The following is a 17,305-nucleotide window of genomic DNA, read 5'->3' as shown; positions in this document are numbered from 1 at the left end:
GAATAACCGTTCGCGGTTATCCGCCGCCTCACCCAAGCCCCCAGCCGTGCCCAGATCAGCCCCGGAGCCGCCTGGAACCAAGGCCAAACGGCGGATAACGCCGTAGGCGTTATGCGCCCTACGCCAAGCCCACCGTAGGGCGTATAACCGTTCGCGGTTATACGCCGCCACACCCAAGCCCACCGTCAAATCACCAACCGCCCACTCGCCACCAGCCGCGCCTGGCCGGCGATGCGCACGCGGTCGCCTTCCAGCCGGCACCAGAGCTCGCCGCCGCGGGCCGAGCACTGCAAGGCGCGCAGCTGCAGCTTGCTCAGGCGCTGCGACCAGTAGGGGATCAGGCAGCAGTGGGCGGCGCCGGTGACCGGGTCTTCGTTGATGCCGATGGCCGGGGCGAAGAAGCGCGAGACGAAGTCGTGGTCGCCCTCCCCGCGCGCGGTGACGATCACGCCCAGGTACGGCAGCTTCGCCAGGGCGACGAAGTCCGGCTTGCAGGCGCGCACCGCCTCTTCCGATTCCAGCAGCACCATCAGGTGCGCCGTGGTGCTCAGCGCATCGACCACCGGCAGGCCCAGGGCCTGCTCCAGCTCCACGGTGCTGCCCGCCTCGTGGGGCGGCTGCGCCGGGAAGTCCAGGGCCAGGCGCTGGTCCTCGCGGTACACCCGCAGCGGGCCGGACAGCGAGTTCAGCTCCAGGCGCTCGCCCGGCTCGCCGAACACCTCGAACAGCACATGGGCGCTGGCCAGGGTGGCGTGGCCGCACAGCGGCACCTCGGCGGCCGGGGTGAACCAGCGGATGCGCCAGCCATCGGCCTCGCGGACCAGGAAGGCGGTCTCCGACAGGTTGTGCTCGGCGGCGATGTTCTGCATCAGCTCGTCGGCCAGCCAGGCGTCCAGGCGATAGACCATGGCCGGGTTGCCGGCGAACGGACGGTGGGTGAAGGCATCGACCTGGTGGAATTCGAGCTGCATGGCGTTCTCCTCTGAGTGGGGCTCCAGCATGCCGTCCCGCGCGTTCGGCGCTGCTATACAGTGTGCGACTTTCGCATCGGCACAGTCGTGCCCTCAGGCCCGGCCGATGGCGGCGAAACTGGCCGAGGTCAGCCCGGCCAGGGTCTCGGCGCTCAGCTCCACCTCCAGGCCGCGGCGCCCGGCGCTGACGTGGATGCTCGGGTACTGCCGGGCGGACTCGTCGATGAAGGTGCGCAGGCGCTTCTTCTGCCCCAGCGGGCTGATGCCGCCGACCAGGTAGCCGGTGGCGCGCTGCGCGGCGGCAGGCTCGGCCATGTCGGCCTTCTTCGCCCCAGCGGCGTGGGCCAGGGCCTTCAGGTCGAGGCTGCCGGCCACCGGCACCACGGCCACCAGCAGCTCGCCCTTCTCGGTGGCGGCGAGCAGCGTCTTGAACACCCGCGCCGGCTCCAGGCCGAGCTTCTCGGCGGCCTCCAGGCCGTAGGACGGCGCCTTGGGATCGTGGTCGTAGCTCAGCACGCGGTGCTCGGCGCGGGCCTTCTTCAGCAGGTCGATGGCGGGGGTCATGGCGGTCCGGGGTCTGTCCGTGAACGATGCCCAAGCATAGCAAGGGCCGGCAGCCGAATCCGCCTGCGCGCGGCCCTTCACCCGGCGCGCGGAATGGCCTAAGGTCGCAGACGACCCGGGCTCTGCCGGATGCAGCACAAGGCCAACGTCATGACCGACAGCCAGCACAAGAAATACATCGTCGCCCTCGACCAGGGCACCACCAGTTCCCGCGCCATCATCTTCGACCGCGACGCCAACGTGGTCAGCGTGGCCCAGCGCGAGTTCGCGCAGATCTACCCCCAGGCCGGCTGGGTCGAGCACGACCCCATGGAAATCTGGGCCACCCAGAGTTCGACCCTGGTCGAGGCCCTGGCCCAGGCCAGCATCGGCTTCGGCGAGGTGGCGGCCATCGGCATCACCAACCAGCGCGAGACCACGGTGGTGTGGGACAAGGCCACGGGCCGGCCGATCCACAACGCCATCGTCTGGCAATGCCGGCGCAGCGCGGGCATCTGCGAGCAATTGCGCGCCGACGGCCTGGAGCCCTACATCCGCGACACCACCGGGCTGGTCATCGACCCCTATTTCTCCGGCACCAAGCTGAAGTGGATCCTCGACAACGTCGACGGCGCCCGCAAGCGCGCCCGCCGCGGCGAGCTGCTGTTCGGCACCGTGGACAGCTGGCTGGTGTGGAAGCTCACCGAGGGCGAGGTGCACGTCACCGACTACAGCAACGCCTCGCGTACGCTGCTGTTCGACATCCACAAGCTCGACTGGGACGACCGCCTGCTGGCGGCCCTGGACATTCCCCGGGCCATGCTGCCGAAGGTGCAGGCCTCCTCCGGGGTGTTCGGCCAGGCGCGGGTCGGCGGCCTGGGCGTGTACCGCACGCCCATCGCCGGGATCGCCGGCGACCAGCAGGCCGCGCTATTCGGCCAGCTCTGCGTGGAGCCCGGCCAGGCGAAGAACACCTACGGCACCGGTTGCTTCCTGCTGATGCACACCGGCGCCAAGGCGGTGAAGTCCACCCACGGCCTGCTCACCACCATTGCCTGCGGCCCCCGCGGCGAGCCGCAGTACGCCCTGGAAGGCGCGGTGTTCAACGGCGGCTCCACGGTGCAGTGGCTGCGCGACGAGCTGAAGGTGATCAACGACGCCCACGACTCCGAGTACTTCGCCAGCAAGGTCAAGGACAGCAACGGCGTCTACCTGGTGCCGGCCTTCACCGGCCTGGGCGCGCCCTACTGGGACCCGTACGCCCGCGGCGCGCTGTTCGGCCTGACCCGCGGGGTGAAGGCCGACCACCTGATCCGCGCCACCCTGGAATCCATCGCCTACCAGACCCGCGACGTGCTCGACGCCATGCAGCAGGACGCCGGCGAGCCGCTGCGCGCCCTGCGCGTGGACGGCGGCGCGGTGGCCAACAACTTCCTCATGCAGTTCCAGGCCGACATCCTCGGCACACCGGTGGAGCGCCCGCAGATGCGCGAGACCACGGCGATGGGCGCCGCCGTGCTGGCGGGGCTGGCCAGTGGCTTCTGGCAGGGCCTGGACGAGTTGAAGGGCAAGGCGGTGATCGAGCGGGTGTTCCAGCCCAACTGCGAGGCGGCCGAGCGGGAGCGGCTGTATGCGGGCTGGAAGAAGGCGGTGGAGCGGACCAGGGGCTGGGCGGAGCCGTAGGGCGGATAACCGCGAACGGTTATCCGCCCTACGCCGATGGCTATTCCTGTGCGGCGGGGGCGTCCATCTGCGCCCATAGCGAGGGGCCGCCGGCGGATTTTTCCACCGCGGCCAGGCGTGCGGCGTGGGCCGCCAGTTCCTCGTCGCTGGCGCGGATCACCCGGGTCAGCGCGCGGCCGGCCGCCAGACGGCGGATCGCGCTGGGCTGCGGGCGGCCGCTGCCGTCGCCCTCGGCGCCCTGGCCGGCCAGCGACAGGCTGGTCTGGCCACCGGTCATCGCCAGGTAGACGTCGGCGAGGATCTCGGCGTCGAGCAGTGCGCCGTGCAGGTCGCGGCCGGAGTTGTCGACGCCGTAGCGCTTGCACAGGGCGTCGAGGTTGTTGCGCTGCCCCGGGTGGCGCTCGCGGGCCATCATCAGGGTGTCGAGCACCGAGCAGTAGTCGCTGACCTCGGCGCGCTCGCTCTGCCCCAGCAGGGCGAACTCGTTGTTGATGAAGCCGATGTCGAACGCCGCGTTGTGGATGATCAGCTGGGCGCCGTGGATGAACTCGTAGAACTCGTCGGCCACCTCGCGGAAGCGCGGCTTGTCCTTGACGAACTCGTTGGTGATGCCGTGGACGGCGATGGCGCCCTCGTCGATCTCGCGATCGGGCTGCAGGTAGACGTGGAAGTGGCGGCCGGTGAGGCGGCGGCCTTCCAGCTCGACGCAGCCGATCTCGATGATCCGGTGGCCATCGGTGACCGGCATGCCGGTGGTTTCGGTATCCAGTACGACGCTGCGCATTTCGGGACCTTGTTGCTTTGACCAGGGAGGGCGCCCGCGGGCGCCCGTTGCATTATTCAGCGTGGCAGTTCGGCGACGCCGCGGTTGGCGAGCATGTCGGCGCGCTCGTTGCCGGGGTGCCCGGTGTGGCCGCGCACCCACTGCCATTCGACATTATGCCGGTTGACCTGCTCGTCCAGCGCCTGCCACAGGTCGGCATTCTTCACCGGCTGCTTGGCGGCGGTCTTCCAGCCGCGCTTCTTCCAGTTAGGCAGCCATTCCTTGATGCCTTTCATCACGTACTCGGAGTCGGTGACCAGGCGGATCTCGCAGGACCGCTTGAGCGCCGCCAGGGCCATGATGGCCGCCGTCAGCTCCATGCGGTTGTTGGTGGTCTCCAGCTCGCCGCCCCAGAGTTCGCGCTCGGCGCCCTTGTAGAACAGCACCGCGCCCCAGCCACCGCGGCCGGGGTTGCCCTTGCAGGCGCCGTCGGTATAGATGACGACCTTCTCTTCTTCGCTCATATCACCTTCAGTACGGCCCGCGGCGTCCCGCCCCGGGATGGTGGCACGAGGGACTGGCGAAGGCCGTCGCTAGATTTCGGAATCCCGCCGGCTGACCTTGGCCACCGGCAGCGGCACCAGTTGGCCGCGGGCCTCGCGGCGGGCCTGGCGCAATGGCCGCAGGCCGACCACCAGCTTGCGCGCCACCAGCAGGTAGAAGCCAGCGCCGGTGCCCTTCAGGCCCGCGCCCCAGCCTTCCATGCGCGCCAGGCGCGCCTGCCAGGCAGCCGAGGCAAGCGGCGGACGATAGCACCCGAAGCGGCGTTTCTCCAGCGCGAAGCCCAGCAGGTTGAGCCAGTCGCAGACGCGCCCGGGGGAAATGCAGCGCGCCCGGCCCAGGCCGTCGGAAGCGAAATAATGCCGCAGGCCCCAGGCGCTGCGCGGGTTGACGCCGATCACCAGCAGGTGCCCACCGGGGCGCACGCTGCGCGCGGCTTCGCGCAGCAGGCGGTGCGGCGACAGGCAGAAGTCCAGGCCGTGCTGCAGCAGCACCACGTCGGCGGCGTGCTCGCCCAGCGGCCAGGCGCATTCGTCGCAGGCGATCTCCACGCCCGGCAACGGCGGCCCCAGGCGCACGCCGCGCTGGATGTTGCCGGTGCTCTCCGGCAGTTCGGCGTGCGGGCCGTAGTGCACCAGGTAGCCGCCGAAGTAGCGCTGCAGCTCGTCGCAGAGCAAGCGCTGCTCCTCGGCCAGCATCATGGCGCCCAGCGGCCCGGCGAACCAGTCGCGCGCCTCGGCGATCAGCTCCAGCCAGTCGGCATCGGCCTGGGCGAAGGGTTCTCGTTCCATTCTCACCACCCCCTGAAACAGGTTGGCTGTCGCCGCCGGGAGGGCGGTCGACGCCGTTCGGCGAACACAGGACGGCACATTCGCACTACTATGCGCCAACCTATTCCGCTTAGCGACATCCGGCCATGATACAGATCGACGCGCTACCCGCCTTTTCCGACAACTACATCTGGCTGTTGCAGGATGTGACCACCCGGACCTGCGCGGTGGTCGACCCGGGCGACGCCGCGCCGGTGGAGGCCTGGCTGGCCGCGCACCCGGGCTGGCGCCTGGCCGACATCCTGGTCACCCACCACCACCAGGACCACGTCGGCGGCGTGGCGCGCCTGAAACAGACCAGCGGCGCCCGCGTGCTGGGCCCGGCCGACGAGCGCATCCCGGCCATCGACCAGGCGCTGCGCGACGGCGACCAGGTCGAAGTGCTGGGGCTGGGCTTCGAGGTCATCGAGGTGCCCGGCCACACCCTCGGGCACATCGCCTACTACCATGCGGACGCCGACGCGCCCCTGCTGTTCTGCGGCGACACCCTGTTCGCCGGCGGCTGCGGCCGCCTGTTCGAGGGCACCCCGGCGCAGATGCACGCCTCCCTGGGCCGCCTCGCCGCGCTGCCGGGCGCCACCGGCGTGTACTGCGCCCACGAATACACCCTGAGCAACCTGCGCTTCGCCCGCGCGGTGGAGCCCGGCAACGCCGAGCTGGCAGCGCGCTTCGACGAGGTCAGCGCCTGGCGCCAGCAGGGCCGCATCAGCCTGCCCTCCAGCATCGCCCTGGAACGGGCCACCAACCCCTTTTTGCGCACCTCGGAAAACAGCGTTAAAAAAGCCGCCGACGAGCGGAACGGCGGGCCCACAGCCAGCCCCGCAGAGGTTTTTGCGGTCATTCGGCAATGGAAAGATAAATTCTGAGGTCTGGCGAAATCTTGACCACGTCCGGCGCGGTTTCTAGAATCCCCGAAATTTTTACCCTGGACAAAGTCATCCGCCAATGCCGCCAAAGACCAGTAAGACCAGCGATCTAGACGCATTGGCTCGTGCCATACGAGTCTCCGTCCTGCTCGGCGCCGGCGCCCTCGCCGGCTGCCAGACCAGCCAGCACAGCGGCACCGACCAGGACACCCTGACCTACCGCCCCGCCAGCCGCGCGGTGGACGTACAGTTCAACCCGGCCTACGCCGACAGCGACATCTGGCAGCGCATGCGCCACGGCTTCCAGCTGCAGGCCGACGCCACCGACACCAACCCGCGCATCGAACGCCAGCGCCTGTGGTTCGTCAGCAACCAAGCCTTCATCGAGCAGGCCTCCGAGCGCGGCAGCCCCTACATGCACTACGTGGTGGAGCGCCTGGAAGAACGGCAGATGCCGCTGGAACTGGCGCTGCTGCCGATGATCGAGAGCGCCTACAACCCCCTGGCCGTGTCCCGCGCCCAGGCGGTGGGCCTGTGGCAGTTCATCCCCACCACCGGCACCCACTTCAACCTGCGCCAGACCAGCTGGTACGACGGCCGCCGCGACATCAAGGCCTCGACCAACGCGGCGCTGACCTACCTGAACCGCCTGCACGACATGTTCAACGGCGACTGGCTGCTCGCCCTGGCCGCCTACAACGCCGGCGAAGGCACCGTCAGCCGCGCCATCGAGCGCAACCAGAAGCTCGGCCTGCCGACCGACTACTGGAACCTGCCGCTGCCCCAGGAAACCCAGGACTACGTGCCCAAGCTGCTGGCCCTGTCGCAGTTGGTGATGTCGCCGGAAGCCTACGGCATCAACCTCAACCCCATCGCCAACGAATCCTACTTCGCCGCGGTGAAGGTCAAGCCCGGCCTGGACCTGTCGCGCGTCGCGGCGCTGGCCGAACTCGACGAGGACGAGCTGTACCTGCTCAACCCGGCCTTCAAGCGCCGCATCACCATGGACGGCCCGCAGCAGCTGCTGGTGCCCAAGGAGAAGGTGGAACGGCTCAAGGCCGGCCTCGCCTCCCTGCAGCCCCAGGACCTGGTGAGCTGGAAGCAGTACAAGGTGCGCCGCGGCGACAGCCTGCGCAGCATCGCGGCCAGGCACGGCATCAGCGTGGCCGAGCTCAAGAGCAGCAACCGCCTGAGTTCCAACCGCGTGCGCAACGGCCAGGCGCTGCTGATCCCGGCCAAGGGCAGCCGCATGCCGGAACTGGAGCCCGCGCGCCAGGTGGCCAAGGCCGGCGCGACCAAGGCGCCCAGCCTGGCCAACGCCACCCGCAGCTACAAGGTCAAGAGCGGCGACAACCTCTGGCAGATCGCCCGCGCCACCGGCGTCGGCGTCGACGACCTGAAGCGCTGGAACGGCCTGGACAGCCACGGCGTCAAGCCCGGCCAGGTGCTCAAGCTGCAAGGCGCCACCCAGCTGGCATCGCGCAGCGGCGCCAACGGCAAGGCCAAGCAGCAGCAGGAAGCGGCGACCTACTACAAGGTCAAGCAGGGCGATTCCATGTACCTGATCGCCAAGCGCTTCAATGTCGAGATGCAGCACATCAAGCGCTGGAACCCGCGCAGCAGCGCCCATGCGCTCAAGCCTGGGCAGACGCTGACGCTTTATCTCGATACCGCGAGCCGTTGATTTCCCGTCCGGCCCAGCCATGGCGTTGGCGGGAATCGCGGTGTAACGGCGGATAACCGCGAACGGTTATTCGCCCTACGCCCAGGGTGGGCCTGGCGTAGGGCGCATAACGCCTACGGCGTTATCCGCCGTTTGACCTTGGCCACAGCTCCCTCGGCGCCGAGCACGGAGCCACCCGCCCCCGGCAACTTTTTCCCCGAAAGCACGGCCTAAGCATCCGGCCCGAGCTTTTTCCCCGCAATACAAGCTGTTACCGTGGCCCTCTCGGGACGCCCGTGCAAACGCCGGCGCGCCGTCGCCCGCCGCGTCGTGCGTCCGCTGCCACCCCTTGCACGGGAGCGGCCCCAACCAGTACAAACGATGCCAGCCCGAACGCACCTACGAGCAGACCATGCCCAGAATGCCGACCAGCGCCCCTCGCCCCGCACCCGCGCCCACCACCGGATCGGCGGCGGAGCGCCGTCGATGAAGCTCCGCGCCCTCCTCCTGCTCGGCCTGCTCGGCCTGGGCGCCGGCCTGCAGGCCGCGCCGCAACATGCCATCACCCTCTACGACGAGGCGCCGAAATACCCGGCCGGCTACCGCCACTTCGACTTCGTCAACCCCGACGCCCCCAAGGGCGGCACCCTGCGGCTCTCCGACACCGGCGGCTTCGACAGCCTCAACCCGTTCATCCCCAAGGGCAACCCGGCCTCGCAGATCAGCCTGATCTACGACACCCTGACCTTCCACTCCCTGGACGAGCCCTTCACCGAATACGGCCTGCTCGCCGAGAAGATCGAGAAGGACCCCGAGCAGCGCTTCGTGCGCTTCTACCTGCGCCCCCAGGCGCGCTTCAACGACGGCACCCCGGTCACCGCCGACGACGTGGTCTTCACCTTCGAAACGCTGATCAAGCAGGGCGACCCCATGTACCGCAACTACTACGCGGACGTCGACAAGGTGGTGGCCGAGGACAAGCTGCGCGTGCGCTTCGACTTCAAGCGCCCGGGCAACCGCGAGCTGCCGCTGATCCTCGGCCAGTTGCAGATCCTGCCCAGGCACTGGTGGGCCAGCCGCGACTTCGCCAAGACCAGCCTGGAGCCGCCGCTGGGCAGCGGCCCCTACCGCGTCGCCAAGGTCGACCCGGGCCGCTCGATCCGCTACGAGCGGGTCAAGGACTACTGGGCCAAAGACCTGCCGGTGAACCGCGGCTTCAACAACTTCGACGCCGTGGTGGTGGACTCCTACCGCGACCTGACCGTGGCCCTGGAAGCCTTCAAGGCCGGGCAGTTCGACTTCAACGAGGAGCGCATCGCGAAGAACTGGGCCACCGCCTACGACTCGCCGGCGATACGCGACGGCCGCATCGTCCGCCAGGAACTGCACAACGACAATCCCTGGGGCATGCAGGGCTTCGCCTTCAACCTCCGCCGCCCGGTGTTCCAGGACGCGCGGGTGCGCGAGGCCATCAGCCTGCTGTTCGACTTCGAGTGGACCAACAAGCAGCTGTTCTTCGGCTCCTACAAGCGCGACCGCAGCTACTTCGAGAACTCCGAGATGGCCGCCCACGAGCTGCCCGACGCGCAGGAGCTGGCGATCCTCGAACCGCTGCGCGGCAAATTGCCACCGCAGGTCTTCGACAGCGTCTACGAGCCGCCGGTCAGCGACGGCAGCGGCATCATCCGCGAGCAGAAGCGCAAGGCCTACAAGCTGCTGCTGGACGCCGGCTACAGGATCGTCGACGACCGCATGGTCGGCCCCGACGGCAAGCCGCTGAGCTTCGAATTCATGCTGGTGCAGGCCGACTTCCTGCGCGTGCTGCTGCCCTACAAGCGCAACCTCGCCGAACTGGGCATCGACATGCAGATCCGCGTGGTGGACATCTCCCAGTACATCAACCGCCTGCGCTCGCGGGACTTCGACATGATGGTCGCCAGTTGGCCACAGTCCAACTCGCCGGGCAACGAGCAGCGCGAGTTCTGGCATTCGGCCAGCGCCGACAACCCCGGCAGCCGCAACTTCATCGGCCTGCGCGACCCGGCCATCGACGCACTGGTGGACAGCCTGATCAAGGCCGACTCGCGCGAATCCCTGGTGCGCCACGCCCGCGCCCTGGACCGCGCCCTGCAGTGGGGCCACTACGTGGTGCCCAACTGGTACCTGGACACCTGGCGCCTGGCCTACTGGAACCGCATCGCCCACCCCGCCAAGCTGCCGCCCTACAGCTACGCGCTGATGACCTGGTGGCAGGCCCGCGACAAGGCCGAGCCGACCCAGGCCGCGGCCCAGGCGCAGGAGACCCGCTGATGCTCGCCTACATCCTGCGCCGCCTGCTGCTGATAGTGCCGACGCTGTTCGGCATCCTGCTGATCAACTTCATCATCATCCAGGCCGCCCCCGGCGGGCCGGTGGACCAGATGATCGCCAAGCTCGAAGGCGTCAACGCCGCCGCCGGCGGGGCCACCGGGCGCATCGCCGGCTCCGGCGGCGAGCTGGCCTCCTCCGGCGGCTCGCACTACCGCGGCGGCCAGGGCCTGGACCCGGAACTGGTGAAGGAAATCGAGCGCATGTACGGCTTCGACAAGCCGGCGCCCGAGCGCTTCTGGATCATGCTCAAGAACTACGTGCACCTGGACTTCGGCAGCAGCTTCTTCCGCGACGCCAAGGTCACCGACCTGATCATCGAGAAGCTGCCGGTGTCCATCTCCCTGGGGCTGTGGAGCACCCTGATCATGTACCTGGTGTCCATCCCCCTGGGCATCGCCAAGGCGGTGCGCAACGGCAGCCAGTTCGACATCTGGACCAGCTCGGCGATCATCATCGGCTACGCCATCCCCGCCTTCCTCTTCGCCATCCTGCTGGTGGTGCTGTTCGCCGGCGGCAGCTACTGGGACTGGTTCCCCCTGCGCGGGCTGACCTCCAACGACTTCGACGAGCTGAGCACCTTCGGCAAGGTCAAGGACTACTTCTGGCACCTGGCCCTGCCGATCACCGCCCTGGTCATCGGCAACTTCGCCACCATCACCCTGCTGACCAAGAACAGCTTCCTCGACGAGATCGGCAAGCAGTACGTGGTCACCGCCCGCGCCAAGGGCCTGACCGAGCGCCAGGTGCTCTACGGCCACGTGTTCCGCAACGCCATGCTGCTGATCATCGCCGGCCTGCCCTCGGCGCTGCTGGGGGTGTTCTTCACCGGCTCGCTGCTGATCGAGGTGATCTTCTCCCTCGACGGCCTGGGCCTGCTCAGCTTCGAGTCGGCGCTCAACCGCGACTACCCGGTGGTGTTCGGCACCCTGTTCATCTTCACCCTGTTCGGTCTGATCATGAAGCTGGTCAGCGACGTCCTCTACACCCTCGTCGATCCGCGCATCGACTTCGAGAACCGGGAGTGATCCGATGCGCCTGTCCCCGATGAACCAGCGCCGCTGGGCGCGCTTCAAGGCCAACAAGCGCGGCTGGTGGTCGCTGTGGCTGTTCCTCGCGCTGTTCGGGCTGAGCCTGGGCGCCGAGCTGATCGCCAACGACAAGCCGCTGGCGGTGCGCTACGACGGCCAGTGGTACTTCCCGGTGCTCAAGCGCTACCCGGAGACCGTGTTCGGCGGCGAGTTCCCCCTGGAGGGCAACTACAAGGCGCCCTACATGCGCCAGCTGCTGGCCGACAAGGACGCCTGGGTGCTCTGGCCGCCGATCGCCTACAGCTACGACAGCATCAACTACGACCTGCGCGTGCCGGTGCCCTCGGCGCCCAGCGCGGAGAACCTGCTGGGCACCGACGACCAGGCCCGCGACGTGCTGGCGCGGGTGATCTACGGCTTCCGCATCTCGGTGCTGTTCGCCCTGGTGCTGACCCTGCTCAGCTCGCTGATCGGCGTGCTGGTCGGCGCCCTGCAGGGCTTCTACGGCGGCTGGGTCGACCTGCTCGGCCAGCGCTTCCTGGAAATCTGGTCGGGCCTGCCGGTGCTCTACCTGCTGATCATCCTCGCCAGCTTCGTGCAGCCGAACTTCTGGTGGCTGCTGGGCATCATGCTGCTGTTCTCCTGGATGAGCCTGGTGGACGTGGTGCGCGCCGAGTTCCTTCGCGGGCGCAACCTGGAATACGTGCGCGCGGCCCGCGCCCTGGGCATGAAGAACGGCAAGATCATGTTCCGCCACATCCTGCCCAACGCGATGATCTCCACCCTGACCTTCATGCCGTTCATCCTCACCGGCGCCATCGCCACCCTGACCTCCCTGGACTTCCTCGGCTTCGGCCTGCCGGCCGGCTCGCCGTCCCTCGGCGAGCTGGTCGCCCAGGGCAAGTCCAACCTGCAGGCGCCGTGGCTGGGGATCAGCGCCTTCGTGGTGCTGGCGCTGATGCTCAGCCTGCTGGTGTTCATCGGCGAGGCCGCCCGCGATGCCTTCGACCCGAGGAAGTGAGATGAGCCAGAGCGCCCAAGACAACCTGGTGGAAATCCGCGACCTTTGCGTCGACTTCGCCTGCGGCGAGGAATGCGTCCACGCCGTGGACAAAGTCAGCTTCGACATCCGCCGCGGCGAGACCCTGGCCCTGGTCGGCGAAAGCGGCTCGGGCAAGTCGGTCACCGCCCTTTCCCTCCTGCGCCTGCTGCCCTACCCCACGGCCAGCCACCCCAGCGGCAGCGTCCGCTACGCCGGGCTGGACCTGCTCAAGGCGCCGGAACGCAAGCTGCGCGGCATCCGCGGCAACCGCATCGCCATGGTCTTCCAGGAGCCCATGACCTCGCTGAACCCGCTGCACACCGTGGAGAAGCAGATCGGCGAAGTGCTCGCCCTGCACAAGGGCCTGCAGGGTCAGGCGGCGCGCGCGCGCACCCTCGAACTGCTCGACCTGGTCGGCATCCCCGACCCGGCCACGCGGCTGAAGTCCTACCCCCACGAGCTGTCCGGCGGCCAACGGCAGCGGGTGATGATCGCCATGGCCCTGGCCAACGAACCGGAGCTGCTGATCGCCGACGAGCCGACCACGGCACTGGACGTCACCGTGCAGCTGAAAATCCTCGACCTGCTGGCCGAACTGCAGGCGCGCCTGGGCATGGCTTTGCTGCTGATCACCCACGATCTCAACCTGGTGCGGCGCATCGCCCACCGCGTGTGCGTGATGCAGCAGGGCAGGATCGTCGAGCAGGCCGATTGCGAGCAGTTGTTCGAAGCCCCGCAGCACCCCTACACCCGCGAGCTGCTCGGCGCCGAACCCAGCGGCGCGCCGGCGGCCAACCCGCCGGGCGAGGAGCTGCTGAGCGTGCAGGACCTGCGCGTGTGGTTCCCGATCAGGAAGGGCGTGTTCCGCCGCACCGTGGACCACATCAAGGCGGTGGACGGCATCGACTTCAGCCTGCCCCGCGGGCAGACCCTGGGCATCGTCGGCGAAAGCGGCTCGGGCAAGTCCACCCTGGGCCTGGCCATCCTGCGGCTGATCGACAGCCGCGGCGGCATCCGCTTCGAGGGCAACGCCCTGGACGCCATGAACCAGGCCGAGGTGCGCCCGCTGCGCCGCGAGATGCAAGTGGTCTTCCAGGACCCGTACGGCAGCCTCAGCCCGCGCCTGTCGGTGGGCCAGATCGTCGGCGAGGGCCTGGAAGTCCACGGCATCTGCGACGAGAAGGAACAGCAGCAGCGCATCATCGACGCGCTGCTGGAAGTCGGCCTGAACCCGCAGGCGCGCCACCGCTACCCCCACGAATTCTCCGGCGGCCAGCGCCAGCGCATCGCCATCGCCCGCGCCCTGGTGCTCAAGCCGGCGCTGATCCTGCTGGACGAGCCGACCTCGGCGCTGGACCGCTCGGTGCAGCGCCAGGTGGTCGACCTGCTGCGCCAGTTACAGGCCAAGTACAACCTCACCTACCTGTTCATCAGCCACGACCTCGCGGTGGTGAAGGCCCTGAGCCACCAGTTGCTGGTGATCCGCCAGGGCAAGGTGGTCGAAGGCGGCCCGGCGCAGGAAATCTTCAGCGCGCCGCAGCACCCCTATACCCAGCAACTGCTGGAGGCCGCCTTCATGGCCCCGGCGGCGGCGCTTGAAGACTGACCTGCAAGGAAGGGACGAACATGGGTTTTCTAGCCGGTAAACGCGCGCTGATCGTCGGCGTGGCCAGCAAGCTGTCCATCGCCTCGGGCATCGCCGAGGCGATGCACCGCGAAGGCGCGCAACTCGCCTTCACCTACCAGAACGACAAGCTCAAGGGCCGCGTCGAGGAATTCGCCGCCGGCTGGGGCTCCAGCGCCGAGCTGTGCTTCCCCTGCGACGTGGCCAACGACGCCGACATCGAGGCGGTGTTCCACGAACTGGGCAAGCAGTGGGACGGCCTGGACATCATCGTCCACTCGGTGGGCTTCGCCCCGGGCGACCAGTTGGACGGCGACTTCACCAGCGTCACCACCCGCGACGGCTTCCGCATCGCCCACGACATCAGCGCCTACAGCTTCGTCGCCCTGGCCAAGGCCGGCCGCGAGATGATGAAAGGCCGCAACGGCAGCCTGCTGACCCTCACCTACCTGGGCGCCGAGCGCACCATGCCCAACTACAACGTGATGGGCATGGCCAAGGCCAGCCTGGAAGCCGGCGTGCGCTACCTGGCCGGCAGCCTGGGCCCGGAGGGCACGCGGGTGAACGCGGTGTCCGCCGGCCCGATCCGCACCCTGGCCGCCTCCGGCATCAAGAGCTTCCGCAAGATGCTCGCCGCCAACGAACGCCAGACCCCGCTGCGGCGCAACGTGACCATCGAAGAAGTCGGCAACGCCGCGGCCTTCCTCTGCTCCGACCTGGCCAGCGGCATCAGCGGCGAAATCCTCTACGTCGACGGCGGCTTCAACACCACCGCGATGGGGCCGCTGGAAGACAACTGAGCAGACGGGCGGGGCGCTGTGTTTGCCGGACAGCGTAGGAGCGGATCTCATCCGCGAATCGCGCCGGAACCTCCGGCTATCGCGGACAAGGTCCGCTACGGGCGAGAACGCCATGCCTCCCAGCAAACTGTAGGAGCGGGCCCTGCCCGCGATTCGCGCGCAGGGCGCGCTCCTACAGGGGAATGGCGCGGGTGAAGCGGCGTAGCGGATCTCATCCGCGAATCGCACCGGAACCTCCGGCTATCGCGGACAAGGTCCGCTCCTACGGGCGAGAATGCCATGCCTCCTACAGGGGAATGGCGCGGGTGAAGCGGCGTAGGCGGATCTCATCCGCGAATCGCGCCGCAGCCGCCGGCCATCGCGGACAAGGTCCGCTCCTACGGGCGAGAACGCCATGCCTCCCAGCAAACTGTAGGAGCGGGCCCTGCCCGCGATTTCGCGCGCAGGGCGCGCCCCAGGGGAATGGCACGGGTGGGAACGCCATGCCTCCTACAGCTTTCGTAGGATGGGTTGAGCGAAGCGATACCCATCACCAATGGCAGCATGGGTTTCGCAAGCTCAACCCATCCTACGAAAAGCACCCCGCGCGGCCGGCAAGACAATTGCTCCAAACAAAAACGCCGCACCCGGTCACCCGGCTGCGGCGTTTTCATTCGATCGCGGCGCGTGGCGCGCGGATCAATCCTCGCGGTAGCGGCGCAGGCGCAGGGCCTTGCCGGCGACGCGGGTGTCCTTGAGTTTGCCGAGCAGGCGCTCCAGGCCGTCTTCGGGCAGTTCGATCAGGCTGAAGGTCTCGCGGATCTGGATGCGGCCGATGGCCTCGCGGGACAGGCCGCCCTCGTTGAGGATGGCGCCCAGCAGGTTCTTCGCCGCCACGCCGTCGCGCGCGCCCAGGGCGGTGCGGCAGCGGGCCTTGCCTTCGGCCGGGGCGACCATCGGGCGGCGCTCGCCGGAGCGTTCGCCACGGTCACTGCGCTCACCGCGTTCGCCACGCTCGTAGCGGTCGCTGCGCTCGCGCGGGGCGGCCGGGGTCAGCGGTTGTTCGCGGCGCACCGATTCCAGGTCCAGGGCCTTGCCTTCGGTGAGCTTGGCCAGCAGCACCGCGGACAGGGTTTCGGCATCGGTGCCCAGGCGGCGGCACAGCTCGTCGCGCACGGCGCCACGGGTGGCGACGGCGGTTTCCAGCAGCGGCTGCAGGCCGGCGGCCAGGCGCGCCAGGCGTGCTTCCAGCACGGTGTCGGCGTCGGGCAGGCGCACTTCGCCGACCTTCTGCCCGGTGACGCGCTCGATCACCTGCAACATGCGGCGCTCGCGCGGGGTCACCAGCAGCAGCGCGCGGCCTTCGCGGCCGGCGCGGCCGGTACGGCCGATGCGGTGCACGTAAGACTCGGGGTCGTACGGCATGTCGATGTTCAGCACGTGGGTGATGCGCGCCACGTCCAGGCCGCGGGCGGCCACGTCGGTGGCGATGACGATGTCCAGCGAACCGTCCTTGAGCGACTCGATGACGCGCTCGCGCTGGGCCTGCGGGATATCGCCGTTCAGCGCGGCGGCGCGGTAGCCCTGGCGCTCGAGCAGCTCGGCGATGTCCAGGGTGGCCTGCTTGGTGCGCACGAAGCCGATCAGCGCGTCGAACTGCTCGACTTCCAGCAGGCGCAGGATGGAGGCGGCCTTCTGGTCGGCATGGACCATCAGGTGGACCTGCTCGATGCGCGCCACGGTCTGGGTCTTGGCGGCGATGCGGACGTGCTTGGGTTCTTTCAGGTGGCGTTCGGCGATGCTGCGGATCGAGGCCGGCAGGGTCGCGGAGAACAGCACGGTCTGGCGGCTGGCCGGCATGGCCTCGAAGATTACTTCCAGGTCGTCCATGAAGCCGAGCTTGAGCATCTCGTCGGCCTCGTCGAGGACCAGGCGCTCGACGGTGCCCAGCAGGTTCTCGTCGCGGCGCAGGTGGTCGCACAGGCGGCCGGGGGTGGCCACCAGCACCTGGGCGCCCTGACGCAGGGCCTTGAGTTGCGGGCCCATGGGCGCGCCGCCGTAGACGGCGACCACGCCGACGCCGGGCATCTGCTTGGAGTAGGTTTCGCAGGCGGTGGCCACCTGCAGGGCCAGTTCGCGGGTCGGCACCAGGATCAGCATCTGGGGCTCGCGGCGGGTCGGTTCGATCTTCGACAGCAGCGGCAGGGCGAAGGCGGCGGTCTTGCCGGTGCCGGTCTGGGCCTGGCCGATCATGTCGTGGCCTTCGAGGATCACCGGGATCGACTGGGCCTGGATGGGCGATGGCTCTTCGTAGCCGACCGCGGCGATGGCAGCGAGGATATTGGAATGAATGCCGAGCGCGGCGAAGCCGCCGGTTTCCTGGGTCATGGGTTTTGCCTCTAAATACATCCGCAAAGACCCAATGGCCGAGCTGCGCATGCCCTGTACGACACTGAAGTCACCCAGGCAGCTGGAAGCGGGGATTTGCGAACTGAACTGTTGGAAGAATACGTCAAGGAAGTCCGCGGATGCGGATGCACAGCCAGAGCGTGCAGGCTCCGAAAGATGCGGTCCCGAACAGG

At 68.6% G+C, this 17,305-nt stretch carries 14 protein-coding genes; 8 read left to right on the top strand and 6 right to left on the bottom strand.

Annotated elements, in window-relative coordinates; translation table 11 throughout:
• Positions 1-185: 185 nt before the first annotated feature.
• Both PcP3B5_RS10905 and ybaK read right to left on the bottom strand, forming a co-directional pair.
• On the bottom strand, positions 186-971 hold the full coding sequence (locus tag PcP3B5_RS10905; protein ID WP_061561246.1) for a PhzF family phenazine biosynthesis protein: 786 nt from the start codon (positions 969-971) through the stop codon (positions 186-188).
• A 93-nt stretch (positions 972-1,064) separates the two neighbouring features.
• On the bottom strand, positions 1,065-1,535 hold the full coding sequence (gene ybaK / locus PcP3B5_RS10900; protein ID WP_061561245.1) for a Cys-tRNA(Pro) deacylase: 471 nt from the start codon (positions 1,533-1,535) through the stop codon (positions 1,065-1,067).
• Between the two features lie 150 nt (positions 1,536-1,685).
• Between ybaK and glpK the strand changes: the two genes are divergently transcribed.
• Positions 1,686-3,197, top strand: coding sequence for a glycerol kinase GlpK (glpK, locus tag PcP3B5_RS10895; RefSeq protein WP_061563238.1), 1,512 nt, complete (start codon positions 1,686-1,688; stop codon positions 3,195-3,197).
• Positions 3,198-3,237: 40 nt separating this feature from the next.
• On the opposite strand, the gene dnaQ is transcribed toward glpK, so the two are convergent.
• The 3 genes from dnaQ to PcP3B5_RS10880 all read right to left on the bottom strand — a co-directional run bounded on the left by dnaQ (position 3,238) and on the right by PcP3B5_RS10880 (position 5,312).
• On the bottom strand, positions 3,238-3,981 hold the full coding sequence (gene dnaQ, locus PcP3B5_RS10890; RefSeq protein ID WP_043266954.1) for a DNA polymerase III subunit epsilon: 744 nt from the start codon (positions 3,979-3,981) through the stop codon (positions 3,238-3,240).
• Between the two features lie 56 nt (positions 3,982-4,037).
• On the bottom strand, positions 4,038-4,484 hold the full coding sequence (gene rnhA, locus PcP3B5_RS10885) for a ribonuclease HI (RefSeq protein ID WP_009619116.1): 447 nt from the start codon (positions 4,482-4,484) through the stop codon (positions 4,038-4,040).
• Positions 4,485-4,553: 69 nt separating this feature from the next.
• Entirely contained in the window at positions 4,554-5,312 is a 759-nt protein-coding gene (locus PcP3B5_RS10880) for a class I SAM-dependent methyltransferase (RefSeq protein ID WP_061561244.1), read from the bottom strand.
• 125 nt (positions 5,313-5,437) lie between these two features.
• Here PcP3B5_RS10880 and gloB point away from each other — a divergent pair, with 125 nt between their 5' ends.
• The 7 genes from gloB (at position 5,438) to fabI (ending at position 14,744) form a co-directional block, all read left to right on the top strand.
• Positions 5,438-6,217, top strand: a complete 780-nt coding sequence (gloB, locus tag PcP3B5_RS10875; protein WP_061561243.1) for a hydroxyacylglutathione hydrolase — start codon at positions 5,438-5,440, stop codon at positions 6,215-6,217.
• 79 nt (positions 6,218-6,296) lie between these two features.
• A complete protein-coding gene (locus tag PcP3B5_RS10870) occupies positions 6,297-7,901 on the top strand; it encodes a LysM peptidoglycan-binding domain-containing protein (RefSeq protein ID WP_061561242.1) in 1,605 nt (534 codons plus the stop codon).
• Positions 7,902-8,366: 465 nt separating this feature from the next.
• A complete protein-coding gene (locus PcP3B5_RS10865; RefSeq protein WP_061561241.1) occupies positions 8,367-10,190 on the top strand; it encodes an extracellular solute-binding protein in 1,824 nt (607 codons plus the stop codon).
• On the top strand, positions 10,190-11,275 hold the full coding sequence (locus PcP3B5_RS10860; RefSeq protein ID WP_009619104.1) for a microcin C ABC transporter permease YejB: 1,086 nt from the start codon (positions 10,190-10,192) through the stop codon (positions 11,273-11,275). The genes PcP3B5_RS10865 and PcP3B5_RS10860 overlap by 1 nt, the downstream gene beginning before the upstream one ends.
• Positions 11,276-11,279: 4 nt before the next feature.
• Positions 11,280-12,299, top strand: coding sequence for an ABC transporter permease (locus tag PcP3B5_RS10855; protein ID WP_009619102.1), 1,020 nt, complete (start codon positions 11,280-11,282; stop codon positions 12,297-12,299).
• A gap of 1 nt (position 12,300) precedes the next feature.
• The gene (locus PcP3B5_RS10850) at positions 12,301-13,926 is read left to right on the top strand and encodes an ABC transporter ATP-binding protein (RefSeq protein WP_061561240.1); all 1,626 of its coding nucleotides are present in this window, start codon (positions 12,301-12,303) and stop codon (positions 13,924-13,926) included.
• Positions 13,927-13,946: 20 nt separating this feature from the next.
• The gene (gene fabI / locus PcP3B5_RS10845; protein ID WP_061561239.1) at positions 13,947-14,744 is read left to right on the top strand and encodes an enoyl-ACP reductase FabI; all 798 of its coding nucleotides are present in this window, start codon (positions 13,947-13,949) and stop codon (positions 14,742-14,744) included.
• A gap of 678 nt (positions 14,745-15,422) precedes the next feature.
• On the opposite strand, the gene PcP3B5_RS10840 is transcribed toward fabI, so the two are convergent.
• Positions 15,423-17,111 carry a DEAD/DEAH box helicase gene (locus tag PcP3B5_RS10840; protein ID WP_009619098.1) on the bottom strand — a complete coding sequence of 563 codons (1,689 nt, stop codon included), beginning with the start codon at positions 17,109-17,111 and terminating at the stop codon, positions 15,423-15,425.
• Positions 17,112-17,305: the final 194 nt, after the last annotated feature.

Origin of the sequence: Pseudomonas citronellolis (assembly GCF_001586155.1) — a bacterium.
In the GTDB taxonomy this organism is placed as follows: domain Bacteria; phylum Pseudomonadota; class Gammaproteobacteria; order Pseudomonadales; family Pseudomonadaceae; genus Pseudomonas; species Pseudomonas citronellolis.
The sequence above is the reverse complement of the archived record's forward strand: the minus strand, read 5'-3'. Positions and strand labels throughout refer to the sequence as shown.

What these genes read in the sequence shown, in the direction of transcription:
- PcP3B5_RS10860 (WP_009619104.1), top strand. Translation starts at nt 10,190, where the DNA reads ATGCTCGCCTACATCCTGCGCCGCCTGCTGCTGATAGTGCCGACGCTG.
- rnhA (WP_009619116.1), bottom strand. Translation starts at nt 4,484, where the DNA reads ATGAGCGAAGAAGAGAAGGTCGTCATCTATACCGACGGCGCCTGCAAG.
- PcP3B5_RS10880 (WP_061561244.1), bottom strand. Translation starts at nt 5,312, where the DNA reads ATGGAACGAGAACCCTTCGCCCAGGCCGATGCCGACTGGCTGGAGCTG.
- PcP3B5_RS10850 (WP_061561240.1), top strand. Translation starts at nt 12,301, where the DNA reads ATGAGCCAGAGCGCCCAAGACAACCTGGTGGAAATCCGCGACCTTTGC.
- PcP3B5_RS10855 (WP_009619102.1), top strand. Translation starts at nt 11,280, where the DNA reads ATGCGCCTGTCCCCGATGAACCAGCGCCGCTGGGCGCGCTTCAAGGCC.
- glpK (WP_061563238.1), top strand. Translation starts at nt 1,686, where the DNA reads ATGACCGACAGCCAGCACAAGAAATACATCGTCGCCCTCGACCAGGGC.
- PcP3B5_RS10865 (WP_061561241.1), top strand. Translation starts at nt 8,367, where the DNA reads ATGAAGCTCCGCGCCCTCCTCCTGCTCGGCCTGCTCGGCCTGGGCGCC.
- PcP3B5_RS10870 (WP_061561242.1), top strand. Translation starts at nt 6,297, where the DNA reads ATGCCGCCAAAGACCAGTAAGACCAGCGATCTAGACGCATTGGCTCGT.
- gloB (WP_061561243.1), top strand. Translation starts at nt 5,438, where the DNA reads ATGATACAGATCGACGCGCTACCCGCCTTTTCCGACAACTACATCTGG.
- dnaQ (WP_043266954.1), bottom strand. Translation starts at nt 3,981, where the DNA reads ATGCGCAGCGTCGTACTGGATACCGAAACCACCGGCATGCCGGTCACC.
- ybaK (WP_061561245.1), bottom strand. Translation starts at nt 1,535, where the DNA reads ATGACCCCCGCCATCGACCTGCTGAAGAAGGCCCGCGCCGAGCACCGC.
- PcP3B5_RS10840 (WP_009619098.1), bottom strand. Translation starts at nt 17,111, where the DNA reads ATGACCCAGGAAACCGGCGGCTTCGCCGCGCTCGGCATTCATTCCAAT.
- PcP3B5_RS10905 (WP_061561246.1), bottom strand. Translation starts at nt 971, where the DNA reads ATGCAGCTCGAATTCCACCAGGTCGATGCCTTCACCCACCGTCCGTTC.
- fabI (WP_061561239.1), top strand. Translation starts at nt 13,947, where the DNA reads ATGGGTTTTCTAGCCGGTAAACGCGCGCTGATCGTCGGCGTGGCCAGC.